Source organism: uncultured Phyllobacterium sp. (assembly GCF_902479695.1).
Classification (GTDB): Bacteria; Pseudomonadota; Alphaproteobacteria; order Rhizobiales; family Rhizobiaceae; genus Phyllobacterium; species Phyllobacterium calauticae.
On the sequence record NZ_CABSQF010000018.1, the window covers coordinates 37,080 to 62,048 of the forward strand.

Below are 24,969 nucleotides of genomic sequence, written 5' to 3' on the forward strand. Positions count from 1 at the left end.
ACAGTGATCGGTCCGGGCATTTATTTTCGCGAAAAGATCATGCAACGAAAAATTTGCAGCTTTTCGTTCGCCCGTGAGCTTGTCCTATTTCAGGCGATGTCTCAAGCCTGATATGTCAGCATTTATCACCGGAATGGCAGGAGTGTGCCGGGCGGACTCAGGCGACCGCCGTGCATATGGCGGCAAAGTGAATGCTTGCCGCCATCAGAACGAAGCCGTGCCATATCGCATTGTGAAAGGGCAGCCGTTCCAGCATATGAAAGATGACGCCGAAGGAGTAGACGAGGCCGCCGGCGAGGATCAGCCACAAGACCGTGGCGGACAGGGCAATCGTCAGTTCCTGATAGGCGGCAACGCCGCTCCATCCCAGGGCGAGATAGAGAACAATGGAAAGCCTGTCGAACCTGTTGGGCATCAACAGCTTCAACAGGACGCCGGCTATGGCAATCGACCAGACGATGGACAGAAGCCACCACGTGCCACTCTTGGCCATGAGGGGGGTGTAGGTACCGGCGATCAGCAGATAGATGGCCGAATGGTCAAAGCGCCGCAGAACCCCCTTGGTCGGGGAAATCGGCCATATGTTGTACATCGCCGACAGGGCCATGGAGAGAACGAGGGTCGCCAGATAGATGGCGGTTGCCGCATAGGCGCCGGCGGTTGCTTCCTCCGGAACAAAGGCAAGCAGCAGAATCGATCCGATGATTGCCAGCGTGACACCTGCTATATGGACGACGCCATCGGCCCACAATTCTGCCACGCTATAGTTGCGGAAGGTGAATACCGGCAGCGGGCGGGGCGAGGAGATGGGCAATGCGGCGTCCTTGATAAAACAGTTTTTCCGGAGATTAGGCGTTTATCCCATATAACAACGAAAGACCGTGCTGCGTAAATGCCGCATAAATGTGTCTCGGCGGCAAGGATCCATTCAGCAACTGCAGATTGATCTGCGCACCTGCGGACGGTTATTCGCAGGCGATTCTTTCGATCTCGTCCGATTGCTTTTTCTCCGGCCATTTTCTTGTTATTTGCCGGACATGTTTGATAAAGTAGTATTTTAACAAAACTCGTTCGTAATCATTTGAAATCTTGTAATAATTTGTCATGTTTGGTGAATATTTTCCCCGAACGATTCTGGTTGGTTACTTCTCAAATTTAAGCCATAATCATTTCATCACATGGGAAGACTATGGGTTCTGGGGAAACCTGTAGTTGGTGACAGTTTCTGAATCTGCACTGTTGAAATTGAGGGAGTTCAAAAATGACTATCACTCGGAATCTCATACTCGCCGGAATTATTGGCGCGGCATCATTTACGGTTGTACCAGCCTATGCACTGACCGCGAAGGAATGCAGCGTCAAATATCAGGCGGCCAAAACAGCCGGTACGCTCGGCAGCGTGAAGTGGAACGACTTCCGTAAGACCCAGTGCGCCGATGCTTCACCGGCCGCTGCAGCAGCGCCGGCGGCTCCTGCAGCCACGACCAAGCCCGCTGCCAAGGCGACAGCCGCAGCACCCAAGGCCGCTGCGCCAGCCGCTGCAGCCGCACCGGCTGCGACAGGCCTGAGCATGAAAGAGTGCAGTGCCAAGTATCAGGCTGCAAAAACCGCCGGTACACTCGGCAACGTGAAGTGGAATGACTTCCGTAAGACCCAGTGTGCCGCCGGTGCAACGGCAGCAGCTGCTGCTCCTGCCGCTGCCGATGAGACGGCACCAACACCGCAGACGGCGACCTACAAGGATGAACCGCCGGCAGCCACCACCGCTGCTCCAAAGGGCGTTGTTTTCCCGAGCGCCGTTTCCAGCACATATTCCACCGCAAGGGCCGGCAAGGCCCGTATGCAGACGTGCCTTGAGCAGTATTACGCCAACAAGCAGAACAACACGCTTGGCGGCCTCAAGTGGATCCAGAAGGGCGGCGGCTATTACAGCCTCTGCAATTCCCGCCTGAAGGGCTGATCACGGCAAACCAAAACAGAAAGCGGGATGAATGTCCCGCTTTTTCCTTTTGAGCCTATCGGCTGAAGTCTTTCGCTTTTTCCGTGCCTGCCGGATCGGGCAGGAGCAGTGCGGGACTTTCCCCCGCGCCCGGACTATGCCGGAGAATGTGAACGCGGTTGTCCGCATCGCGGTGGATGGAATAGACCAACTCACCGTCAAAACGCCTTTCCACCTTCCTGCTCTCGATGCGAAAGCGCAGCGTCAGCGCCACCAGCCCCAGCACGAAGGCCGGCGGGACGATCAGCCACAGAATTTTGAGCCAGTCGGATAGCGACTGGTACGTATCGAACAAATCCTGCCAGAAATTGTAGTTGTCCATGTGCACTCCCTTGTCTCGCGAGGAAAGCGGTCACCCGAGGTTTAGCCTCTGGTGACCGGGGAGTTAGAAAATCGCCAAGAGACGACCGCCACGGCCTTTAAGCCGAAGCTCTGGACATACGCCGGGGCCTCCCCGGCCATAGGGCTGAGGAGGTGCCTTTGCGGTCGACACCGACCGCTCTTGGAAGGAGTTTCTACGCCCCAAGACCGATCCATTTCGACCGGTCTCATCGCGGACCATAGTGGGAAAATTATGCGGGCGGAAGGGGTTAGGGTGTCTGTTTGTATATTGATGGCTGCAAAACCTCTGGCGCGTGGTTCGACAAGCTCACCATGAGGGAGAGTGAGAATTGCAGGGCGTTATATTCTGCAACCTCTGCGATTAGCATTGCAGCCCACCCAACTCCCTCATGGTGAGCTTGTCGAACCACGAACCACGAACCACGCGCAAAAAACCTGCACCGGGAACACCTGAACCGGACGAAAATGCCCTAGCCGTAAACCACGCGGTTGCGGCCCTGATGCTTGGCTGAATAGAGATATTTGTCGGCCACCGCCAAGGTTTCCTCGAGCGATTGTCCGGGGTCATGCAGGGCAATGCCGATGCTGACGGTGGTTGGCGTTTTGTCGAGTTCCAGTTCCCGGCCGATGGTGCGGGCTGCAATGAGGATTTTATGCGAGATCCAGTTGGCTCGGCCAAGATCCGCATCGGTCAGAAATACGGTAAATTCCTCGCCGCCGATCCGCGCCGCCAAATCCCGTCCGCCGATGTTCGCCTTGATCACCTGGCCGATCTCATGGATGACCTCGTCGCCGGTGGCATGGCCAAACCGGTCGTTGATTGCCTTGAAATGATCGGCGTCGATGTAGAGGAGGGCCCCGGCACTGTCCATGGGCCTCGATGCGAGAAACAAGCGCTGCGTCTGCAGATAGAATTCCGCCCGGTTGAGAAGCCCGGTCAGATCGTCACGGCGGGATTCCAGATCAAGCTGCGCGGCAAGCTGCTTCAGCTTGAAGTTCAGGCCGATGAGGAATGCACCGAGGGGGAGGCTGACCAGCACAACGATGACGGTGGTGACGCCGACAACGCGATAGGGCGTCTGCAGGCCAATCACGAAAAAGGCCAGAGCAGCCAAAATATCTGACGATATGGTGGCCATGCCAACCATGATCGCGACCTGTCTTAAGGGCGAGAGAGCGCCGAATTTGGTCATCCATAGAGCGTAGATGTTCATCTCATTTGCCGGGCCGGTTGAAAACATCGGTATTCAAGCCCGAAACAAATGAAGAAAGCCATGCCCGCTTGTGTTTAATTCGAATTATTCTGTTCGGAAATGGCCAGCACCCTAACTGTCCAGGGCGTAACTGATGCGCACGGTGGTTCCGACATCGGGCGTCGAGGTGATTTTGAACTTGCCGGCCATGGTTTTCACCAGTTCCATGCAGTTGGTCAGTCCGAGACCAAGATGAACGCCTGCCTTGGTTGAAAAGAACGGCTCCTTGGCCTTGGCAAGCGTCGACGGGCTCATGCCGATGCCGTTGTCGGCAACGACCAGTATCAGCCGCGGGCGCTGCAGAAAGCGCCGGTGGATACTGGCCTTGATGGCAATGACGGGGGTGGCGCGGGTGGCGACGGCATTGATCGCATTGCGGACAAGTTCGTCGATGATCAGGTGGAACTGCGACGCCGGAATAAGCGAATTGCGCGCGGCCTGATCGATGTCCAGCTGCAGGTTGACCGCGCTCTTCGACACGATGTCCGCAAGCAATTCGCCCAATGGCACCTTGCGGAACTGCGTCTTGGAGTGCCCGATCATCATCAATCCCTCATTGATGCTTTCAAGCTCGGCAATGGTGTTGCGGGCCGCCGCGGTCATTTCAGAGGACGGAATGGCGTTGTTGCCGACATAGCCGAGAAAAAGGCGCAGGGCGGCAATCCGCGTCCGGGTCATGTGGGCAAACAGGGTGGAGAAAGAGCGGATATGCTGATCCTTGCGCCGCGCCAGAAGGCTGCGCTGATGCATGAGCAATCCCACCAGGATAAGTGCGCCGGCGGCGCCCAGGAGCTTGTTTCTGGCGACATCCGCGGCAATTGTCGCGGTTCCCTGAAGGGTGATGCTGTGAGCCAGTGTCGAACCGGCAGTGCGAAAAATGTCCGTTTCGATTGTCTGTATGGTTTTCAGCGCCTTGTCGAACTGGTTTCCCGCCTTGATCTGCGGAACCAGTACGGTGTCCACCGTCGAGATCGTCTTTTGCAGGGCCGCAATATCGGGTGCATCGAGGAACCGGTCGGCATAGTCCAGCTGCTGCAGCGATTTGAGGTTGAAGTTCATGAGCGTGACCTCCGACAGCAGGCGCGGCTCGACTTCACCTGTCCGGGTTGCCAGCGTCAGGTAACCCTTGATGCTGGCAATCTTTTCGCGCGCCTGCGAAGCCCGGACCTGGACCTCGAAGCTCTGGCTCATGATTTCGTTTGACTGGATACGATACGTGTCCGCCCGGATGAATGACCAGCAACACACCAAAGCTGCGCTGATCAGAATGATGTAGAAGAGCGGATCGAGGTATTTATCCAGCTTCATGTTCAGTCAACCGGACGGATCGAGGTAACAAACCAAACCCATATGGTGTTGCGTGCGGGGACGTAAGCTTTCGGAAGCTTGGAGAGTGGCCAGACAATATAAAACGGGCCGCCATCATCGAGCGACAACGGTCTGAAATTCTGATCCTTGGTACAGGCCCCGCTTTGCTTGTCGGCATCGGTACAAGCTCTCTCGATTGCGATGATGGGCGCAAATTCAACAACTTCTTCCATCGTGACTTTTACAATGAAATTGTCGAATGCAGCAACTTCGAGATTGGCTTTGTCGCCGATTTTGTATTTCGCAATCATTTCCTGCAGGGAAGGGCCGCGAAAATGCACCTTTGCCCCGTTGGTCCAAGGCGTTTCCGTGACCAGATCATGCATGGGAAATTGCTGCCTCAGTTGCTCCTGGGTAAAGGTCCCCAGAGGCTTGCCTGACGTGTCCTGCATTTGAATGACCGCAGGGTCGTCATTGGCAAATGCCGTGCCGTACCAGAGCGGCGAACCGATCCACAGCGCCGCGAAAAAGAATGCAAGATATTTCCAGGCGCGCGATGCGCCTTTGTCTTCGTTGGAGATGGCGGCAGGGAAGGGTTCTTCCGACACTGCCTTTGCCATCGATTCTTCAGTTTTTTTAATGTCCAGAGCCAACCCCATTATAACCCCTTTGGTAGGAGCCCGGTTTTTAAAAGCTTTGCGCGTGCTCGCTTGTAGTATTTTTCTGCCGATGCCGCGTCTATATCAAAGCGTTCCCCAAGCTGTTCGTATATTTCCTTGCGGCTGATCCCCGACGGTCTTTGTCGCATCCAGCCGAGTATTTCCTGTTCACGCGGCGTGAGGCCGGAATGGTAAAATTCCGGTGGAGCCGTTGTTTCATTGGACAACCTCACGCTGTAACCCCGTTCTGCAACCTCCTGCAGAACGTCTACGAGGGCTCCGGGCCTTATATTGTTCTTGGCCAGGTAGCCAACCACGCCAAGTTTCTGACAATGCTCCCATTCTTCATCCGTATCGGAACCCGTGACGACAAAATGGATTGCGTCCGGTGAAAGATCGAGGATGACTTGTACAACGTCCAAGCGGTCGTCCTGCGATTTGGGATCATAGCCGGGCATGCCGGGGTCAATGACCACAAGGTCGAACTGATGCGACTCCAGCAGGTCCAGCGCAATGGTGACATTGGCCGCGCCGTGAACAATGGATGCCGGCAACGCTGCCTGCAATTCATGGATCAGGGCCAGCCTCATGAGGTGTTGATCTTCAATGACCAGCACATGTGTATGCTTGGACGTTTGTTCCGACATCGCTCTCACGCGTACCAACAGTTGCACGCCACTCTGTTCAAATTACAGCAGTTGCGTCTACAGAGTAGTGCGATTTATACAAAGCGCAAAATAGGGACAGGGTTGTCCCTATTTTTCCAAGCACAACCGCATAGTGTTCCGACCGAAACGCGAAACGGTGCATTGAGTTGCATTGAGAGGGTATGCGGCGTGACTTTGGCTATCATTACCATCGATGGTGTCCGGGTTGATCCGACCGAACGCGTTGCTTCGATTGCAACTGTGCTTGAATGGCACAGGCATTCCAGACGTGAATTGCAATGGATTGTCCGGACATGCACCGATCGTGCGGACTCCGAACAGGACAACGCATCGTCAGACCGGCGCCTGGCGGCGGCAACCGACGCGGAACATCGTGCGCGCGTTGCCATGTTGAGGTATCCGGCAAAAACGCTGGAAGAATTTGCGGCGAAGGCACAGCATATCTGTTCTCTTCTGCTGGAGGACGATGACAGTTTGGACAAGTATGAACTGTTTTCAATCCTGCAGAGGCTGATCGCACAACCACAGTCGGAATGCCAGTAAATCGAACCGGTACATGCGGTGCAATTCTGGTCCTGCACGCCTGACAGGACTTCGCATCGCATAGGAAAATGCCTCCTCAAGTGCCTCCATTTTCGAGGGAATCGACCACTATGCCGAGCAATTGGGATAAATCCCAACCTATAGATGCCCATCCGGAAACCGCAAAACTGATCCAGGGTGCGGAAGCGGTCATTCAACAGGAGATCGGACCGCTGGCCGCGCTCTGCGACGCGCTGCGCCTGCGTCTGGATTCGTACCACAGTGCCGCCAATCCGGCTGAGCGTCTCGAGCGATGGCGGCTTGCAGTCGTCCTGCACAGCGAGATCATGGAAGTCTGGAAATCGGCATTTCTGAATGCGCGGGCCGCCGTGGATGCCTATCTCTCCAACTGTGATCTGGCCACTTTTTTCTCCTGCCGCGAAATTCTCGTGGCATCCCTGCATGGGCGCTGCAAGCCGTCCGTCGGCATTGCATTGTCGGTGATGCAATTTGAAAGTGAGCGCAACCTGCGCAGATTGGCAGATGCTTCGCCCGATATGGTGACGCACAACGAGCCTGTCGACCGGCGATTCCTTCGGGCGGCGGCTGCGGGCCGGCATCGATAATTTTTGCCCCGTTTTTCCCGAGGGGTGCACAAGGCCTGCCGTCCGGCAGGCCTTTTTGCTTTTAGCGCATCGTCCGGGTGTTTGACTTTACTAGACGACTGGTCTATTCTAGTGGGATGGGTAAGATCGACACACGCGCCGTACTGATTGAGGAAGGGCTGAAAGCCCTGCTTTCGCACGGCTATGAAGGGGCGGGCATCGGCCCCGTGCTCAAATCGGCTGGTGTGCCGAAGGGCTCGTTCTACCATTTCTTTGCCAGCAAGGAGGAATTTGCCTCCGCAGTCCTCGGCTTTTACACGGAGGGCAACCAGATCGTCCGGACGCGGATCCTGGGCGATGAAACCCAGACGCCGCTTAAACGCCTGCGTGCCTATTTCGAATATTACGAGCAGGAATTCGCCCGGGAGAATCCGATTGGCGGCTGCCTGCTCGGCAATCTCGCCCAATCGATTGCCGCCCACAGCGACGTCCTCAGGCAGGAACTGCACCAGGCTTTTGCCGCGTGGCAACGCGATTTCCAGACGGTTCTGCGGCAGGCGCGCGCGCAGGGCGAATTGCCCGCGCATCTCGATCCCGACGAGACGGCAGCCTTTCTGATCGATGCCTATGAAGGGGCGCTGGTCCGCATGAAGACGGAAGGCAGCATCGCACCGCTCAAGCGGTTCACGACCATGACGCTCGATTGCTTGCTCACAAACCATCCATAGGAGATTTATCATGTCCCATACAGAGACGACTGGTCTACTACAACGGCATAGCGGCGGAGGGTTTGCGGCATTCGTCAAAACCGCTGCGATGGCTATCTGGAACATCTATCTGCGTTATCGCGGAGAACGGGCGGGCGATCCGAGGGTCAGCAAGCTCAGCGATCATCTGCTCGACGATATCGGGATAACGCGGGAGCAAGCCCGGGAAATTGATCGCCGTCGCCGCTGATTGGGCCGCAGCCTCATGGGCCCGCCGGTCATCGACACGCGGTACGCCGCCCGTGCGAATCCCTTCCATGGATTCACGACTTGGCTCTACAACGTCGGTGATCGCTCCGCCCAAGCTTTGGTCGCTTGGCAGATATCCATCGCTCGGGCGTATGCGGGCCGTGCCGTCGTGCGGGCGAGATAGGCACGCTCGACTGAACCCGGGGTATAGTTGCTGGTTCGCAGACCAAGCAAGAGAGCGTAGCTCACTGAAATGTCAGCAGCGGTAAACTGGTCGCCGGCGAGAAACGGGCGATCTGCGAGACGCCGGATGACCAATCCCAGCCGACTATGAAAGGTCTCCAGTGCCCAGCTCGTGACCCGGGCATTTCGCTCTGCTTCGGGCGCGAGCGCACGACCAACGAAGACGGCATTCATTGGCCCAGCGAGCCCAGCCTCTCCCAAATGGAGGAACTGCAGATACGCGGCGAAACCCGGATCATCCGGGGCGACGGCGAGAGGGCTCGGGCCGTGGCGGGCGAGCAGGTATTCGAGGATCGCGATCGATTCGACCATGGTCGTCTCGCCGTCCTGTAGCGCCGGGATAAAGCCAGCGGGGTTGATGGCAAGAAAATCGGGATCATTCCCGACAGTGAGCAGATCGACCGGGCGCAACCGATACGCCACTCCCAATTCCTCGAGCAGCCAAACGATACGGAACCCACGACCTTCGCCATAGACAGTGAGCATACTTGAGCGTCCTTACGTTGGCTTAAGCGCTTCATTCGCAGGAGCGAGATTTCTGCATATACTGCTATCGCCCGGCCGCGATATGCGCAAGGCTCGTCACATACGCGGCATCATGCAGCGCCGGTCCTCCGTTTACGGCGTAGCCTGTTTTCGCGGTTTCCGGGCCATTTTGCCGGTTCGCACTGCAATTTTTTCCTCAGCACAATCATACGCGTAGCTCTTCCGACGGAGCAAACACCCGATGCATATTGAAGTTTGTATTTACAGATAGACTCAAAAGATATATCGTTTGTGCATGAAAGGAGAATTTGCAATGTTTGGAAATTGTCATCACGAACGGCATGAACGCGATGAGCGTTTTGTCATATATGGCATGGGACGCGGCTTTGGCCGCCACGGCGGCGGTCACGATGGCCCCGGCGGCGGCGGACGTTTCGGCCGCAGGGGCGGCGGCGGCAGGGTGTTTGCATCGGGCGACCTGCGTCTGGTTCTGCTGGCACTGGTCGCTGAGCGGCCGCGCCATGGCTATGAGTTGATCAAGGACATCGAAGAGTTGTTCGGCGGCGCCTATGCGCCGAGCCCCGGTTCTGTCTATCCGTCCCTGACTTTCCTCGAGGAAATCGGGCAGGTAACGGCAGCGGCGAGCGAAGGCTCGAAAAAGCTCTATACCATCACGGAGGAGGGGCTTGCCTATCTCGCCGAGAACAAGAACCTGGTGGATGCGGTCCGCACGCGGATGGGCATGGTTGCCCGTTCCATGGCCGGACAGCGCGCACCGGAGGCCATTGCCCACGCGATGGACACGCTGCGCACCGCGCTCCACCTGCACAGTCACGGCTGGGATGCGGAAGAGGCGGACCGGGTTCGCAAGATCCTCGAGCAGGCGGCGCTGGACATAGAATCAGGCAAGAAAAAAGACTGATGTTTAAACCCATGCGGCGCCGGAAGCGGCGCCGCTTGGGAGTTCATGCAAGGGAATTCAGGCCTGGCGTCTTGTCATCGACAGAACGGAGCCGGGTGTGCCTGCGTCAGACAGTGCGGCAGCGCGGGCAACATCGATGCCGGTTGCAACCACCGATACCCGGAATACGCCTTCCAGCGCATCGTCAAAGGTCGCGCCGAGAATGATGTTGGCCTGATCGTCGACTTCTTCGCGGATACGGGTTGCGGCTTCATCGACCTCGAACAGGGTCATGTCGCGTCCGCCGGAAATCGATACCAGGACGCCCTTGGCACCCTTCATCGATTCCACGTCGAGAAGCGGATTGGCGATTGCAGCTTCGGCGGCCGCCTGTGCGCGGCCTTCGCCGGTGCCTTCGCCCGTTCCCATCATGGCGCGGCCCATGTCGCGCATGACCGAGCGCACGTCGGCAAAATCCAGATTGATCAGGCCTTCGCGGACCATCAGATCCGTGATGCAGGCAACACCGGAATAGAGAACGCGGTCGGCCGTGGCAAAGGCATCGGCAAAGGTCGTGGACGCGTTGGCGACGCGGAAAAGGTTCTGGTTGGGGATGACGATCAGCGTATCGGCGCTGTCGCGCAGTTCTTCCAGACCTTCTTCAGCCATGCGCATCCGGCGCGTGCCTTCAAACGAGAATGGCTTTGTCACGACGCCAACCGTCAGGATGCCGGCCGAGCGGGCTGCGCGGGCAATGACCGGCGCTGCGCCGGTTCCGGTGCCGCCGCCCATGCCTGCCGTCACGAAGCACATGTGCGTGCCGGCAAGATGATCCATGATTTCGTCGATGCTTTCTTCCGCGGCAGCCCGTCCGATTTCCGGATGCGAGCCTGCGCCAAGCCCCTGCGTCACATTGGCGCCGAGCTGGATCAGCCGGCTTGCCTTGGACATGGCCAGTGCCTGGGCATCCGTATTGGCCACAATGAACTGCGTGCCCTGCAGGTTTTCACGGATCATGTTGTTAACCGCATTGCCGCCGCCGCCGCCGACACCGAACACGGTGATATTCGGCTTCATCTCGGAAATTTCCGGCTTCTTGAGGTTAATTGACATCGTGCAATCCTTATTCCCGGCCGATCGTCTGTATCGGCGTGCAGGTACGTAATGTTATGACGGAGCTCACTCGGAGAATCAAAGCCTCTCCGTACCCCAATGTCCGGCAAAGAATCAGACAGCGGGTTTCGGCGCAAGCCCTGAAATGGCATATCGCCCGGATGGGTTGTCAAAAGTATGTCCGGAACGACGGGCGAAAGGACATCGCGGATGCAATGTCCTTGAGATTGACGCAATAGTTCACGAAGGAACCATCCCGGCACTCTGATGTTTCCCTCCACAGTTTCTGATCAGGAGAATTGGCCTATGGAACTTGATCCCCAAAACGCTGTCACCGCCATACAGACCGGTATTCACCAGGCAAGCGCGCTTGTTGTCACCTATTCATTCTCGGTCCTTGGCGCCATATTGCTGCTGGTGATCGGCTACATCGTTGCCGGACTGGTGGAACGCTGGCTTTATGCCGGATTGGGGAAGGTCGGCGGCTTCGACCTGACACTGCGCCGCTTCTTTTCAAAAATTGCCCGCTATGCGGTTCTGGGACTGGTGGCGGTCATGGTGCTCGGCCAGTTCGGCATTCAGACCGCGTCGGTCATTGCCGCCATCGGCGCTGTCGGCCTGGCCATCGGCCTTGCCCTGCAGGGGACCCTGCAGAATATCGCGGCCGGCATCATGCTCCTGGCCTTGCGGCCGCTGCGTATCGGGGAATATGTCGAAGTCGGCAGCATTTCCGGCACGGTGGAGGAAATCGGGCTGTTTGCCACCCGCTTGCGGGCTGCGGACGGCGTCTATGTCCTCGCGCCCAATTCAACCCTTTGGACCCAGCCCGTCAAAAACTACACGCGCAACGGTGTCCGCCGCAATGACATTACACTCGGTGCCGATCATGGCGAGGATATCGACCGGATGCGCAAGAGCCTGGTGGCGCTGACCGCCAATGACAAACGCATTTTGCGGGATCCGGCCCCGCAGGTCTTCGCCTCGGATCTCACGGATGAATCCATGGCCATCACCCTGCGATACTGGACATCGGCCAGCGACTTCGCCGCGGTGAAAGCCGATTTGACCATGGGAACGGGAGAACTGTTCTACGACAGGAAGCCGGCAGATCAGCAAGCCGCAGGCATTTGAACGGAACAACATCCCTCGCTTGGCGTTTCCCTTGGTGAGCATGCATTTTAACAATGTTCTTTGGGAGGCTATCATGTTTAAACATTTTGCTATTGCAGCCATTGCGGCGGCGACAGTCCTGTCGGCGGCCCCGTCTTTCGCGCAATCACTCGAAATCGGGCCGGGCGGTGTGCGTCTTGTCGAACCGGGTGCCGAGCGGCCCATGCGGCGCGGCATGGATATCAGCGAGCGTGAAGCAGTGCGGATCGCCCGCGCCGAAGGTTTGCGTAACGTGGATAATATTGACCGGACGAGGTCCCGTTTCATCGTGGAGGGGACAGACCGGCGCGGCAATGATGTTCGCGTCAGCGTCGACCGGCGCACGGGCGAAGTGATTTCCGTCGACTAGCCGGCCTTCGATCTGCATCTGACGATTTGTTGACTTGAATTGCTGCCGGTTGGCGGCTAGGACAGCCATGCACAGGACGACCTGTGTCATGGTTGCGCATGGGGACGGCCCCGTTATCTCGATTGAAGGAGATGATGGTGTCCCACACCGGACTGAATTTTTCCTATTTGACTGTCGCCGTTCCAGCCAGCTCTCATCGTCAGACCGGGCGAGGTCTGTAATGGCTGGCCCTATCGAACAATTCGAAATCAAGCCGCTTGTCCGCCTGACCGAGATCGCGGGCCATGAGATCAGCTTCACCAACTCGGCCGCCTATATGGTTCTGACCGTTGCTGTTTCCAGTGCGTTCCTGATGATTTCCACACGCAAACGCAGGCTCAATCCGGGGCGTCTGCAATCCACGGCGGAGATGCTGTACGAGTTCGTCGCCGGCCTGCTGCGGCAGAACGCGGGTGAACTGGGGATGCGGTTCTTTCCGTTTGTCTTCTCGCTGTTCATGTTCATCCTCGTGGCAAACCTGATCGGCATGTTTCCGTACGCCTTTACGGTGACCAGCCAGATCATTGTCACCTTTGCCCTGGCAATTCTCGTTTTCCTCACGGTCACCATTTACGGCTTCCGGCGGCACGGCTTGAAATTCCTGCGGCTGTTCATGCCGTCTGGCGTGCCGGTTGTCCTCGCACCGGTGATTATCCCCATCGAGATCATCTCCTACCTGTCACGCCCGCTCAGTCATTCGGTGCGCCTGTTTGCGGTGATGCTGGCAGGACACATCACCCTGAAAGTGTTTTCCGGCTTTGTGGCTGATCTGGTTGATGCGGGCGGCGTCGGGCTTCTGGCCGCCGTTCTGCCGCTGGCCATGGCCGTCGCCCTGACCGGTCTTGAACTGCTGATGTCCTTCATCCAGGCCTACGTCTTCGCCATGCTGACATGCATGTATCTGAACGACGCGCTTCATCCCGGCCACTAAAACCACCACCCCTGTGAAAGGAACGATCATGGCATGGATCTATCTTGCCCTTGCTGGCCTGTTTGAGGTGATTTGGGCTTCCACAATGAAACAGTCCGATGGTTTCACACGGCTTGTGCCGAGTGTTATCACCATCGTCACGATGATCATCAGCTTCGGCTTGCTTGCCGTGGCGATGAAATCCCTGCCGCTCGGCACCGCCTATGCCATCTGGACGGGTATCGGAGCGGTTGGCGCATTCCTCGTCGGCATATTCTTCCTCGGCGAAGCGGTCACGCTTTTCCGGCTTGCAAGCGTCGGCTTCATCGTTGCGGGACTGATTGGTCTGAAACTATCGACGCTGTAGGCAATGTTGCGAAACCCGGCGCAGATGAGCACGATCACGATTTTGCGGTATCGGTCGCCGGTGTTTCGGCGCGGACGTCAACCGGTGTCTGCACAGTCTTGCCGCGCATGTTCACGATCACAACCCCGGCCAGGATGAGCATGCCGCCGAGGACCGTGCTCATTTTCGGTGGTTCGCCGGCAATGAGCCAGGCGATCAGCATGGCGATGGGGGCAATGAGGTAGAGAAAGTTTCCGGCCCGGGCGACGCCAAACGTGCCGAGCGCATAGGCCCAGCAAACCAGGCCGATTGCGGTGGGAAAAATGCCGAGGAAGCCGATCCAGCCTCGCACGGCAAGCGATGCATTGCCGGTTTGCGCTATGGCCTGCGACAGCCATGGCGAAAGCGCGAGCGCAGCTGATATAAACATGATGGCCGCCACATGCAGGGCACCATAGCGCGAAACCAGCTGGCGCTGCACCGTGAAGCCCGTTGCCGAGCACAACGCAGCGCCAAGTACAAAGGCGGCACCTGAGTTCAGGGTCAGCCCGCCAGCCTGTGCGCTGGCTATCAAGCCAATGCCGATAATGCACAACAGGGTTCCGCCCCAGGCTATGGGCGGGAACCGCTCCTTCAGGAGCACGACGGCGAATGTCGCCATCCAGAGCGATTCAGTCTTGATGAGGAAACTTGCCGCGCCCGCCGCGACAGTTTGCTGTCCGATATTCAGGAGGACGCTGTAACCGGCGCCGCCCACAATGCCACAGCCGGCACAGAGCAGGAGATGAGGCAGCGGCATGCGGGCAGGGCGCTTCCAGACCAGCCATATCGCCGCCAGCAGTGCGGCGATGGCATAGCGGATCGATGCGAGTGGCAAGGGCTCCAGTTGTGTGAGCGCAAGCTTGATTGCGGGAAAAGCTGTCGCCCAGACGAGAATGGTCGTGGAGATAGCCAGGATCGGTAAAAGTGCGGGGCGGGATGAGGTCATGGGGAGACAGTAAAACACGTTCCAGACTTGACATAGAGTGCTGATATGGCGTGAGCTGTGAGAATGAAGCACAGCTCAGATCTTCCGTCCTTCGACGCCATACAGGCGGTTCTATCGTCCAATCGCACCGGCTCGTTCTCCGGTGCCGCCGATGAACTCGATTTGACGCATGGAGCTATCAGCAGGCGCGTCGCCATTGTCGAGGCATGGGCGGGGACGGCATTGTTCGAACGGCATGGGCGCGGGGTTCGCCTGACGATTGAAGGGCAACGGCTTGTGCGGTTGTTCGAGCAGGCGCTTGACCTGATCGATAGCGGGGCCGCCGAATGGCGGGAGAACCGCCAGCCCGAAACCGTCAGGATCAGTGTCCTGCCGTCCTTTGCACGGCTGTGGATTTTGCCGAACCTTGCCAAACTCGAAGGCTCTCCACCCGATCTGCGGATCGAACTGGAGCTTGACCGCCGGTACGCGCCGCTCGGCGAGGTCGACGTGGCGATACGCTATGGCCGCGGTGACTGGAGCGATGGTGTGGCCATGCCGCTCTTCGACGAAGTCCTCCTTCCCGTCGCGTCGCCCGAACTGGCCCTCGTCTTGGGACATGAACCTGAGCCAGGCGATATTCTCCGCCATCCCCTTATCCACGATGCTTATCCCGATGCGTGGCGTATCTGGCTGGCCGAGCGCGGGCACCGGTATCGCCCGCGTCCGCAGGATCGCCGCTATCCGGACTATGATCTGGGTTTGCATGCGGCGGCTGCGGGAAGCGGTGTGGCGCTCCTGCGCGCGCCCTATGGCGAGATATTTGTCCAAAACGGCAGCCTTGTGCCGATTTCCAGCGTTCCGGTAGCCAGCCAATTGAAATTCCATGCCATCACGGAACGGGGGAGCCAACGGCGGGCCGTCCGCACATTGCTGGAGCGCATCCGAGGGCTTTCGGCATCTTGATTGCGCCGTTGACAATCGAACGGCGCTTGGCGAGTCTGGATTAGCACGTTGAGATCAAGCGAGGACGAACCCATGCCGACAACCATCGCCATCATCGGAGCCGGAGCCATGGGCAGCGCCGTCGGGCAACGCCTGATACAGGGCGGAGCCCGCGTCCTTTCCTTTACCGAAGGGCGAAGCCAGCGGACACTGGACCGCGTCCGGGCGGCGGGCATTGAACCGGCAGCCATCGCCGATATCGCAGCGGCCGACCTGATATTTTCCATTGTTCCACCGGCAGAGGCGGTCGGCGTCGCGCACGGGTTCGCACCGGTTTTGTCTGCAGCGGGTGCCAAAGGCACGTTCATCGATTTCAACGCGATCAATCCGCATTCGATGCGCAAAGTCGGATCAGTTCTGTCCGGGACAGGGTGGGATATACTCGATGGCGCCATTATCGGCCTGCCGCCGAAACCCGATAATGCAGGACCGAAATTCTATGTGAGCGGTGGTGACGATGGGATTGTCAACCGTCTTAAGGCGCTCGGCCTGCGGACGCACCGCGTCGACGGTTCGATCGGTGCAGCCTCCGCCCTGAAGATGGTCTATGCCGGCATCAACAAGGGACTGGTCGGGCTTGGAACGACCATGCTGCTGGCCGCAGCCGGATCGGGTTCCGCGGCAAGCCTGCACGCCGAGATGGCGGAAAGCATGCCGGAGCTTCTCGCCCGTTTTCAACACTCAATACCCGATATGTATCCTAAGGCCTATCGATGGGTTGCCGAGATGGAAGAGATTGCCGAATTCCTTGGACCTGACGAGCCCGGCGCGGCGCTTTTCCACGCCATGGCTGAGGTTTTTGCCAGGATCGCCGGTGATCAGAACGGCGATGGACGTCTCGCTTCAACGCTGGATGGTGTGCTTGCCGGGAAGTAAGCCGCAAGGCGAATGACACCCGACGGACAGGTGGTCAAGCATTTCAACCATATCGACAATTTAACACGCTGCACGCCCCATGATGGGTGACAAACGGAAATCCCGATACCATATCTTGAGAAGGACATGGTTCAAGGAGTATTCCGATGCTTTCCGTGTGGCGTGATATCGTCGTTTTCCTGGATGCCTCTCTCCCCGGCGAGAAAGTTGGCGCGCACGCGGCGCGCCTCGCCAAGAAACATGGGGCTTATCTCGTCGGTGTTTATGGTTTGACGCGGGCCGCCTACGGCTCGGCATCCGAAAATTTTGCGCGCGGGTCGGAAGCAATCCGACAGGTGATCGTTCGTCAAAGAAGCGCTGACGAGAACAAACTGATCAGGTCGGGCCGGCACTTCGCCCGGATAACCGAAGCCGAGGGCATCGGTTCCGAGTTTCGTGTTGCATGGCAGGACAGGCTTGACGACCAGAACATGGTCCGCGGCCTGAATGCGGACCTCATCGTTGCCGCGCAACCGCCGCTGGGTGATCTTCCGATGAGCTGGTCGGCCGAACAATTGCTCCTTGCAACGGGAATTCCCGTTCTGGTTGTTCCGCGGGAGTGGGATGGAGGGACTATCGGTGACAAGGTGGTTATCGCCTGGAATGGCAGCCGTGAGGCGCGCCGGGCGGTTTACGATGCCATGCCGTTTATCGTGACGGCAAAGCAGGTCACGATACTGGTCATCGAAAACGGTCGCGCTGCGGCCGATTACAATCATGAGCCGGGCGCGGATCTCCTGAGCCATCTGGCAAGGCACGATGTGTCAGCAACCGTTCTCGTCGTTTCGTCAAATGAACCGGTTGCCCACACGATTGTACGGGAAGCCCGTGGGGTAGGGGCAAATCTGCTGGTCATCGGCGCCTATAGTCACCCGCGCTCCACCGAAATCCTGTTTGGCGGCGTGACGCGATCGCTGTTGTCCAACACCGAACTGCCGATGCTCATATCGCGGTGAGCATTGCGTCAAAGCAGCGGCACCGAAGATGCCATTCTCCTATTTCGGCGTCAGCCGCAGCAGGCGGCCGTTGCTTTCGTCTTCGATCAGCCAAAGCGCGCCGTCCGGTGCCACGGCGACATCGCGGATGCGATGGCCAAGCACCCATCGGTCCGCTTCCCTGGCGCCGCCATTCGCGTCGAAGCTGATCCGCACGAAGCCCTTCTCGACCAATCCGCCGATAAAGGCCGAGCCTTTCCATTGCGGGAAGAGGTCGCCCTGATAAAATGCAAGACCGGCGGGAGCGATGACCGGCGTCCAGTAGACAAGAGGAGCTTCGAATTCCGGGCGGGTATCATGGCGCGGGATGGGTGTCCCATTGTAATTGTCGCCGTTGGAGACGATCGGCCAGCCGTAATTCCGTCCCGGCTTCAGGAGGTTGAGTTCATCGCCACCCTTCGGACCCATTTCATCCAGCCAGAGCCTGCCCTTGGCATCAAAGGCAAGGCCGTAGGGGTTGCGATGCCCCAGGGTCCAGATCTGTGCTCTGATACCGCCTTGCTTGGCCCAGGGATTGTCGGGAGGGGTCGATCCGTCGAGATTGAGCCGCAGCACTTTCCCCAGCGCCTGATCGGGGTTTTGGGCGGTGTCTGGCCGCATGCGATCCCCCGACGTGAGGAACAGGTGCCGACCGTCAGGGGAGAACGCGATGATTCCGCCGGGCTGGCCGCCGTTGCCCTTCGGCATCTGCCGCCAGATGACTTCCAGCCCCTTCAATGCGGCGGTCTTTCCGGTCAGCGAGAGTTCGGCGCGGGCGAGGGCGAGACTGCTGCCGCCAGCCCCAGGTTCCACATAAGTCAGATAAATGACGAGTTTCTTTGCGAAATCCGGCGCGACCGCCACGTCGAGCAAGCCGTTCTGGCCGCTATAGGCCACGTTGGGAACGCCGCTAATCTCCGTCTTGCTTCCCTCGCGGGTAACCAGAAAAAGCCGGCCGGGCTTTTCCGTAACAAGCATGCGGCTATCGGGGAGGAAGGCTATGGCCCACGGCGTATCAAAACGTGCAACGGTCGTTGCCGTGAATGGGGTGGTGGTGCTCGGCGCATTCCTGCCCGCATTGACGGATGGGGCAGGCCATGCAATCGAGCTTGAACCGGCAATGCCAAGGATTGCAAGGACGACAGCTGCAGCACGACGACTCATGAAAGCCCTCCAGTGAATGCCGGTTAATGCCTCACGTTGCACATAGGTGTGCTGTCGGCGGCATGCAAGCGCTGGCCAGCGGATAGAGGTTGGCGGTGACTCAGTCGACGCGGCGCCAGACCGAGACCTTGCAGATCAATCCGCCAAGGACGCAGCCGGACAGTTCTATGCCCTGATCCGAAACCTTTGCCTTGCCCGTATAGGTCTGGCCATTTTCGGTGTTGTAGAGGGTTCCGGAATAGGTTCCTTCGCCGTTTGACTTCAACGTTACGGCCTGAATACCGACAACAGGCCGGTTGCGCTTGGACGCATCGGGATTTTTCACATCGTTGACGGGCGCGCTCATCCAGACGACCGTGCCGCAAATCCCGGCGCCGCAGTCGCTGAGCCGAACCTTCGTGCGGCCGGTATCATTGACGTAGGTTCCGGCGATATCCTGTGTCTCGGCGACGGACTGGCCAGTCAGCGCCGCAAGAAAAAGACACGAGAAAATAGCGTTTCGCACAGTCATCAATGGGTATCTCCTGGCCATCACGGACCGTTGGGTTTGCAAGCCGGTTAACAACCGTATCCTGCGCACCCTTACAGGACAAGTATGGCATTCCTGTGCACACAGAGCGCGCGGCCGCCGCCACGAGGAGAACAAAAACAATCAGGCGTGCTCTCCGGTCATCCCGGGAGCGCCGCCTGAAAATATATTCTGTATCAATGGGTTAGAACTGTTCCTTTGCTGGGAAGCATATCAGGCGTTGTATCGTCCAGCGCATAATCCTTTTTGCCCGAACCGCCGAGCGCCAGATATATGACCGGCGTCGTAAAGAGCGTGAGGATCTGCGAGACGACAAGTCCGCCGACGATGGCAATGCCAAGCGGCGTGCGCAGTTCCGCGCCGGGGCCTGTGCCGAGCGCCAGGGGCAATGCCCCGAGAAGGGCGGCCATGGTCGTCATCATGATCGGCCGGAAGCGCAGCAGGCAGGCCTGGTGGATCGCCTCCGCCGGGGCCAGACCCTGTTGGCGCTCGGCTTCCAGGGCAAAGTCGATCATCATGATCGCATTCTTCTTCACGATTCCGATCAGGAGGATGATGCCGATCATCCCGACGATGGACAGGTCCTGGCCGAACAGCAGCAGGGCCAGCAAGGCGCCGAGACCGGCCGAGGGCAGGGTGGATATGATCGTCAGCGGGTGAATGGCACTTTCATAGAGAACGCCGAGCACGATGTAGACCGCTATGACCGCCGCCAGGATGAGCCATGGCTGGGTGCTCAGGGAACTCTGGAAGGCCTGTGCCGTACCCTGGAACGTGCCGGTGACGGTGATGGGGAGCCCCGCCTTCAACTCCGCGGTGTGGATGGCCGTCACCGCGTCGCCGAGGGCTATGTTGGGCTTCAGATTGAAGGAGAGTGTCGTTGCGGGCATCGACCCCTGATGATTGATCGTCACCGGCGACACGGTTGTTTTCACGGATGCCAGCAGGCTCAGCGGAACGAGCTGGTTCAGCGTCGACGAGCGCACGAACAGATGATTGAGTGCATCGGTGGACAGGCTGTAGCGCGGGTCGACCTCGAGCACGATGTGGTTCTGGCTGACCTGCGTGAACTGGGTTGCGACCTGACGTTGTCCGAATGCATCGTAGAGCGTGTCATCGATGGCCTGAACACTCACGCCGAGACGCGATGCAGTGGCACGGTCGATGTTCAGTGTCGCGCTCGTGGCTTCGTTCTGCTTGTCGGAGATCACGTCCTGGACCTCGGGCAATGAACTGAGGGCCTTGGACATGACGGCGGCCCATTTGGTCAGTTCGTCCGTATCCTGAGCCTGGAGCGTGTACTGGTATTGCGATGCCGATGAGCGGCCGCCGACCTGAATATCCTGCCGTATCCGCATGCCAAGGGTCAGCCCCTCCATGCCCGCGACGGCTTTCTTCAGGCGCGCTATGACCGCCTGGGCGGTGCTGCGCTGGCCGAACGGCTTCAGATTGATCTGGACCTGTCCCACGGCGGTGGAAGGGCTGGGGTTGATCCAGTAAGCCACGTTGTCGACGGCCGGATCACGCATGATGATGTCGCCAAGGTTCTGCATTTTGACAGACATCGCATCGAAGGAGATATCAGTTGCGGCCTGTGCCTGCGCCTGGATGAAACCCGTATCCTGTTCAGGCAGGAACCCCTTGGGGACGATGACGTAGAGCCACACCGTCAACACGAGAGTAATGCAGGTGACGACGAGCGTGATGCTGCGATGCCGGAGAACGAAATCCAGTCCGCGGCCATAGGCGCGCGTGATCGAATTGAACAGCCGCTCGGACCAGTTGAAGATGCGCCCGTGCGATGTGTGTTTCTCGTCGCGGATCAGCCAGGCGCACAACATCGGTGTGACGGTCAGGGATATCAGGCCGGACATCAGGATCGCGACGCTGACGGTAACGGCAAATTCCCGGAACAGGCGCCCGACAATGCCGCCCATGAGCAGGATGGGGATGAAAACGGCGACAAGCGATATGGTCATCGAGATGATCGTGAAGTTGACTTCACGCGCGCCTTCGATGGCAGCCTGCAGCTTGGATTTTCCGTTTTCGAGGTGGCGCACAATGTTTTCGATGACAACGATGGCATCGTCCACGACAAAGCCGACGGCAATTGTCAGTCCCATCAGCGACAGATTATCCAGACTGTAGCCGAGAAGGTACATGACGCAAAAGGTGCCGAGCAGCGACAGCGGGATCGTTATGCTCGGAATGAGCGTGGCCCAAAAGTTTCGCAGAAACGAAAAGATGACCATGACGACGAGCGCGACGGTGATCAGCATCGTGATCTGCACGTCGAACACCGATGCGTCGATGATCTGCGTGCGGTCGCCGACGACTGACAGTTTGACGCCGGCTGGAAGCCCGGCTTCCAGTGCGGGCAACCTGGCCTTTATGTTGCTGATGGTTTCGAGAATGTTCGATCCGGCCATTTTGTGAACATCGATCATGACCGAGCGTTTCGTCTGCAGCCACGCAGCCTGCTTGTTGTCTTCAGGCCCCGCGATCACCTTGCCCACATCCTTGAGGTAGATCGGAGCGCCGTTGCGGTAGGCTATGATGGTGTTGCGGTAGGTCGGAACATCGACGATCTGGTCCGTGGCGTCGAGGACGGTGGTGCGGCCGTCGCCGCTGATCGAGCCTTTGGGTGTATTCACTGTCTGGCTGCCAACGATGCTGCGGACATCCTCCAGGGTGAGCCCGCGTGCGGCCAGCCTGTCCGGGTCGATCTGAATGCGCACGGAAGGACGCTGCGGTCCGTGAAAATCCACGAGCCCCACACCGTTCATCTGCGATACCTGCTGCGCAACGATATCTTCGGCGTAGTGGTCGAGTTCGGTGAGCGGAAGGCGGTCGGAGGTCAATGCCAGCGTCAGCACCGTGGCTTCGGCGGGGTTGGATTTATGATAGGTGGGAGGGCTTGGCAGGCTCTTGGGCAGGCTGCCAGCCGCCGCGCCGATGGCCGCCTGGATATCCTGCGCCGCGGCGTTGATGTCCCGCGACAGATCGAATTCAATGGTGATGTTGGTTCGGCCCGAAGAACTGGTCGAGGTCATCTGATTGACCCCGGAAACATTGGAGAGCTGGTTTTCCAGCGGTGTGGCGACTGACGTGGCCATGGTGTTGGCACTGGCGCCGGGAAGGGTGGCTTCCACCTGAATGGTTGGAAAGTCCACCTGGGGCAGCGAGGCGACGGGAAGCATGAAGTAAGCGACCGCGCCAAGAAGCATCATTCCCAGTGCAAGCAGGCATGTTCCCACGCGGCGGCGGATGAATACCTCGGAGATGCTCATGGCTTGGTCTCCGCAGCGCTTGCAACATTCGGCTTGGCGTTCTTTGCCGAAATCGAAGCGCCGTCGCTCAGGCGGGATTGTCCGCTAACGACGATGTCCTGTTCCGGCCCGAGACCGGATTTCAAGGCGGTAAATCCGCCCGCAGTCACACCCGCTTCGACGGAAACGGTCGCCACCTTGTTATCGGGCTTCACAACGAAGACGTACGGTCCGCTCTGCCCGTTCAGGATCGCCGAGGTGGGAGCGGCGATGACGTTGCGGTCCGTTCGTGTTACCACCCGCGCCGTCACCAGCTCGCCGGGCCACAGGCTCAGGTTTTCATTGGGAAACGTGGCCTTCAGCTTGATCATGCCGGTATTCTGGTCCACCTGGCTGTCAATGGCGGTGATCTTGCCGTCAGCAAGATGCTGCCGTCCGTCACGGCTGTCGACGGCGACGGTCAACTCGCCGCTGTTCTGGCTGGCCAGGAGATCGGGAAGGTCGTCCTGCTGCAGCGAGAACTGGACTGCAATCGGTTTCATCTTGGTGATGGTCACCAGACCCGCTGCGTCCGATACATGAAGCATCGAGCCTTCGTCGACAAGCTTCAGGCCGGTGCGGCCGCTCACCGGTGCAGTGATCGTCGCAAATTCCAGATTGAGCTTGGCGGCATCGATGGCAGCCTGATCGCCGGCAATCGTTGCTTCCAGAATAGCCACCTGACCTTTGGCGGTATCGGCGATCTGGACTGCACCATAGCCGGAACTCGATAGCTTGGACGCGCGGTCATAATCGGCCTTTGCAACAATCAGCTGGGCACTGTCCTTTGCCAGCGTGGATTGGGCACGGGCGAGTTCGGCTTCATAAGGGCGCGGATCAATCCGGGCCAGGACGTCGCCGGCTTTGACATCCTGACCTTCCTGAACGGCCAGATTGAGCAACTGGCCATCGACCTTGGTTCGCACCGTCACGGTGGACAGCGCTGTCACGGTGCCGAGGGCGGAACGCTCAATCGACAGATCGCGAATGTCGGTTTTCCCGGTGGTGACGGGGATAGCAGTCGGCGCGGAAGCTGATTTTACCGGGTGACCGTTCAGAGACGACCAATAGTGCTGTCCGGCGAAACCGGCTGCGGCCAGCACGACAAGGCCGCCGATCACAAAAAACCGGCGGCGGCTGCGGCCACCCGGCTTCGGCTCGGCGGGCTCGTTCAGATGACCATCGTCCTGACGGAATTCATTGGGGCCGCGGTTCAGCATGGGCACGCACCAAGATGGGCAACGGCGCGATCAACCGATAGCGAGTGTGCCGCGTGAGGAACACAAGACGGCCCATGGGATCGTTTTCGGCCAACGTGCCCGATAGGCCAGAACCGGCGGGGGTTCTGTACAGAAACAACAGCGTCTAATTCCATCTTTGGCACCACCGAGGCAAGAAAATGCGGCAATCAATTTTGCTGCTGCCCCGATAATGGATGCCTGGTCATGCTCTCGACTTCGCGCGAACATGAAATGTATTTTAGAAAGTGCGCGCCGGGCACCGTGCGAGGTCAATCGCCGCCGAGCGTACGGTCTTCCGGCATCCGCCCGATGAGATATCCGGCACCGGCGATGGTATGCAGAATGGACTCTTCGAAACCGGCGTTCAGCTTCTTCCGCAACCGGTGAATATGCATGTCGACGATGTTGCCCTTCGGCTCGAAATCATAGTCCCACGCCGCCTCGAGCAGCATGGACCGGGTGACGACCGCATTGGCATGCTGCATGAGCGTACGCAGAAGAAGAAATTCGCGGTTCTGCAGGTCAATGGGGGAACCGGCGCGCGCGGCCTGCCGCTTCTTCACGTCCAGCGTCAAATCTCCAACGCTCAGTATATCGGCCCCAGCGGTCCGGTCGTTTCGTCGCTGCAATGCCTGGACGCGGGCAAGAATTTCCGAAAATGCGTAGGGCTTGCCGAGATAGTCATCACAACCGCTGCGCAATCCCTCAATCCTGTCCTTGGCGGTGGCGATGCCGCTGAGCATCAGCACTGGCAGGTTGATCTTCAGCCGGCGCAGTTCCGCAACGACGGCCAGTCCGTCCAGGCCCGGAAGGATGCGGTCGATAATGGCCACGTCGTAAATCCCCTCCATTGCAAGGGTCAGCCCGAGTTCGCCGCCCGCAGCATGATCGGCCACGTGGCCGCTTTCGTTCAGGCCGCGCGTCAGGAAGCGCGCCGTCTTTTTGTCATCTTCGACGATCAGTATTCGCATGGATGACGTTTCCATTTATAAAATGC

At 58.7% G+C, this 24,969-nt stretch carries 27 protein-coding genes; 13 read left to right on the forward strand and 14 right to left on the reverse strand.

The genetic code is table 11. The features are described 5' to 3' along the window. Positions 1–157 precede the first annotated feature (157 nt). Positions 158–808, reverse strand: a complete 651-nt coding sequence (locus tag RDL77_RS12815) for a hemolysin III family protein (RefSeq protein WP_374042713.1) — start codon at positions 806–808, stop codon at positions 158–160. Positions 809–1,261: 453 nt separating this feature from the next. On the opposite strand from RDL77_RS12815, the gene RDL77_RS12820 reads away from it, so the two are divergent. Next, complete coding sequence (locus tag RDL77_RS12820) at positions 1,262–1,960, forward strand: antifreeze protein (protein WP_288193158.1); 699 nt, start codon at positions 1,262–1,264, stop codon at positions 1,958–1,960. A gap of 55 nt (positions 1,961–2,015) precedes the next feature. Here RDL77_RS12820 and RDL77_RS12825 read toward each other — a convergent pair whose 3' ends face one another. The 5 genes from RDL77_RS12825 to RDL77_RS12845 all read right to left on the reverse strand — a co-directional run bounded on the left by RDL77_RS12825 (position 2,016) and on the right by RDL77_RS12845 (position 6,208). After that, entirely contained in the window at positions 2,016–2,321 is a 306-nt protein-coding gene (locus RDL77_RS12825) for a hypothetical protein (protein WP_288193159.1), read from the reverse strand. A 490-nt stretch (positions 2,322–2,811) separates the two neighbouring features. Beyond that, positions 2,812–3,555 carry a GGDEF domain-containing protein gene (locus RDL77_RS12830; protein WP_288193160.1) on the reverse strand — a complete coding sequence of 248 codons (744 nt, stop codon included), beginning with the start codon at positions 3,553–3,555 and terminating at the stop codon, positions 2,812–2,814. Positions 3,556–3,666: 111 nt separating this feature from the next. Next, entirely contained in the window at positions 3,667–4,902 is a 1,236-nt protein-coding gene (locus RDL77_RS12835) for a HAMP domain-containing sensor histidine kinase (protein WP_223613028.1), read from the reverse strand. A 2-nt stretch (positions 4,903–4,904) separates the two neighbouring features. After that, positions 4,905–5,561 carry a hypothetical protein gene (locus RDL77_RS12840; protein WP_288193161.1) on the reverse strand — a complete coding sequence of 219 codons (657 nt, stop codon included), beginning with the start codon at positions 5,559–5,561 and terminating at the stop codon, positions 4,905–4,907. Further along, on the reverse strand, positions 5,561–6,208 hold the full coding sequence (locus RDL77_RS12845; RefSeq protein WP_288193163.1) for a response regulator transcription factor: 648 nt from the start codon (positions 6,206–6,208) through the stop codon (positions 5,561–5,563). Before RDL77_RS12845 ends, RDL77_RS12840 begins: the two co-directional genes overlap by 1 nt. Before the next feature lie 189 nt (positions 6,209–6,397). Here RDL77_RS12845 and RDL77_RS12850 point away from each other — a divergent pair, with 189 nt between their 5' ends. The 4 genes from RDL77_RS12850 (at position 6,398) to RDL77_RS12865 (ending at position 8,313) form a co-directional block, all read left to right on the forward strand. After that, positions 6,398–6,772 carry a hypothetical protein gene (locus tag RDL77_RS12850; protein ID WP_223613031.1) on the forward strand — a complete coding sequence of 125 codons (375 nt, stop codon included), beginning with the start codon at positions 6,398–6,400 and terminating at the stop codon, positions 6,770–6,772. A gap of 110 nt (positions 6,773–6,882) precedes the next feature. Continuing rightward, the gene (locus RDL77_RS12855; RefSeq protein WP_288193166.1) at positions 6,883–7,377 is read left to right on the forward strand and encodes a hypothetical protein; all 495 of its coding nucleotides are present in this window, start codon (positions 6,883–6,885) and stop codon (positions 7,375–7,377) included. 116 nt (positions 7,378–7,493) lie between these two features. After that, positions 7,494–8,084 (forward strand): TetR/AcrR family transcriptional regulator, encoded by a 591-nt coding sequence (locus tag RDL77_RS12860; RefSeq protein ID WP_288193167.1) that lies wholly within the window; start codon positions 7,494–7,496, stop codon positions 8,082–8,084. A 10-nt stretch (positions 8,085–8,094) separates the two neighbouring features. Further along, a complete protein-coding gene (locus RDL77_RS12865; RefSeq protein ID WP_288193169.1) occupies positions 8,095–8,313 on the forward strand; it encodes a DUF1127 domain-containing protein in 219 nt (72 codons plus the stop codon). An 86-nt stretch (positions 8,314–8,399) separates the two neighbouring features. Here the strand turns inward: RDL77_RS12865 and RDL77_RS12870 are convergent, their stop codons facing one another. Further along, positions 8,400–9,041 carry a glutathione S-transferase family protein gene (locus tag RDL77_RS12870; RefSeq protein ID WP_288193171.1) on the reverse strand — a complete coding sequence of 214 codons (642 nt, stop codon included), beginning with the start codon at positions 9,039–9,041 and terminating at the stop codon, positions 8,400–8,402. Between the two features lie 313 nt (positions 9,042–9,354). On the opposite strand from RDL77_RS12870, the gene RDL77_RS12875 reads away from it, so the two are divergent. Beyond that, a complete protein-coding gene (locus RDL77_RS12875) occupies positions 9,355–9,963 on the forward strand; it encodes a PadR family transcriptional regulator (RefSeq protein ID WP_223613036.1) in 609 nt (202 codons plus the stop codon). A 57-nt stretch (positions 9,964–10,020) separates the two neighbouring features. Here the strand turns inward: RDL77_RS12875 and ftsZ are convergent, their stop codons facing one another. Further along, a complete protein-coding gene (ftsZ, locus tag RDL77_RS12880) occupies positions 10,021–11,055 on the reverse strand; it encodes a cell division protein FtsZ (RefSeq protein WP_223613037.1) in 1,035 nt (344 codons plus the stop codon). Between the two features lie 306 nt (positions 11,056–11,361). Here ftsZ and RDL77_RS12885 point away from each other — a divergent pair, with 306 nt between their 5' ends. The 4 genes from RDL77_RS12885 (at position 11,362) to sugE (ending at position 13,890) form a co-directional block, all read left to right on the forward strand. Beyond that, complete coding sequence (locus RDL77_RS12885; protein WP_288193172.1) at positions 11,362–12,186, forward strand: mechanosensitive ion channel family protein; 825 nt, start codon at positions 11,362–11,364, stop codon at positions 12,184–12,186. Positions 12,187–12,259: 73 nt separating this feature from the next. Next, positions 12,260–12,574 carry a PepSY domain-containing protein gene (locus RDL77_RS12890; RefSeq protein ID WP_288193173.1) on the forward strand — a complete coding sequence of 105 codons (315 nt, stop codon included), beginning with the start codon at positions 12,260–12,262 and terminating at the stop codon, positions 12,572–12,574. Between the two features lie 220 nt (positions 12,575–12,794). Continuing rightward, the gene (locus RDL77_RS12895) at positions 12,795–13,544 is read left to right on the forward strand and encodes a F0F1 ATP synthase subunit A (RefSeq protein WP_288193174.1); all 750 of its coding nucleotides are present in this window, start codon (positions 12,795–12,797) and stop codon (positions 13,542–13,544) included. 28 nt (positions 13,545–13,572) lie between these two features. Beyond that, a complete protein-coding gene (sugE, locus tag RDL77_RS12900) occupies positions 13,573–13,890 on the forward strand; it encodes a quaternary ammonium compound efflux SMR transporter SugE (protein ID WP_223613041.1) in 318 nt (105 codons plus the stop codon). A gap of 34 nt (positions 13,891–13,924) precedes the next feature. On the opposite strand, the gene RDL77_RS12905 is transcribed toward sugE, so the two are convergent. Then, positions 13,925–14,857 (reverse strand): DMT family transporter, encoded by a 933-nt coding sequence (locus RDL77_RS12905; protein WP_288193175.1) that lies wholly within the window; start codon positions 14,855–14,857, stop codon positions 13,925–13,927. A gap of 63 nt (positions 14,858–14,920) precedes the next feature. Here RDL77_RS12905 and RDL77_RS12910 point away from each other — a divergent pair, with 63 nt between their 5' ends. The 3 genes from RDL77_RS12910 to RDL77_RS12920 all read left to right on the forward strand — a co-directional run bounded on the left by RDL77_RS12910 (position 14,921) and on the right by RDL77_RS12920 (position 17,712). Further along, entirely contained in the window at positions 14,921–15,802 is an 882-nt protein-coding gene (locus RDL77_RS12910; RefSeq protein WP_288193176.1) for a LysR substrate-binding domain-containing protein, read from the forward strand. A 72-nt stretch (positions 15,803–15,874) separates the two neighbouring features. After that, positions 15,875–16,717 carry an NAD(P)-dependent oxidoreductase gene (locus RDL77_RS12915; protein WP_288193177.1) on the forward strand — a complete coding sequence of 281 codons (843 nt, stop codon included), beginning with the start codon at positions 15,875–15,877 and terminating at the stop codon, positions 16,715–16,717. 146 nt (positions 16,718–16,863) lie between these two features. Further along, a complete protein-coding gene (locus RDL77_RS12920; protein WP_223613045.1) occupies positions 16,864–17,712 on the forward strand; it encodes a universal stress protein in 849 nt (282 codons plus the stop codon). Positions 17,713–17,751: 39 nt separating this feature from the next. Here RDL77_RS12920 and RDL77_RS12925 read toward each other — a convergent pair whose 3' ends face one another. The 5 genes from RDL77_RS12925 to RDL77_RS12945 form a co-directional block, all read right to left on the reverse strand. Then, on the reverse strand, positions 17,752–18,894 hold the full coding sequence (locus RDL77_RS12925) for a PQQ-dependent sugar dehydrogenase (RefSeq protein ID WP_288193178.1): 1,143 nt from the start codon (positions 18,892–18,894) through the stop codon (positions 17,752–17,754). 100 nt (positions 18,895–18,994) lie between these two features. Then, positions 18,995–19,405, reverse strand: a complete 411-nt coding sequence (locus tag RDL77_RS12930; RefSeq protein WP_288193179.1) for a DUF2147 domain-containing protein — start codon at positions 19,403–19,405, stop codon at positions 18,995–18,997. 194 nt (positions 19,406–19,599) lie between these two features. Next, positions 19,600–22,713 carry an efflux RND transporter permease subunit gene (locus RDL77_RS12935; protein WP_288193180.1) on the reverse strand — a complete coding sequence of 1,038 codons (3,114 nt, stop codon included), beginning with the start codon at positions 22,711–22,713 and terminating at the stop codon, positions 19,600–19,602. Beyond that, positions 22,710–23,951 carry an efflux RND transporter periplasmic adaptor subunit gene (locus RDL77_RS12940; protein WP_288193181.1) on the reverse strand — a complete coding sequence of 414 codons (1,242 nt, stop codon included), beginning with the start codon at positions 23,949–23,951 and terminating at the stop codon, positions 22,710–22,712. The genes RDL77_RS12935 and RDL77_RS12940 overlap by 4 nt, the downstream gene beginning before the upstream one ends. 290 nt (positions 23,952–24,241) lie before the next feature. After that, a complete protein-coding gene (locus tag RDL77_RS12945; RefSeq protein WP_223613050.1) occupies positions 24,242–24,943 on the reverse strand; it encodes a response regulator transcription factor in 702 nt (233 codons plus the stop codon). Between the last annotated feature and the right edge of the window lie 26 nt (positions 24,944–24,969).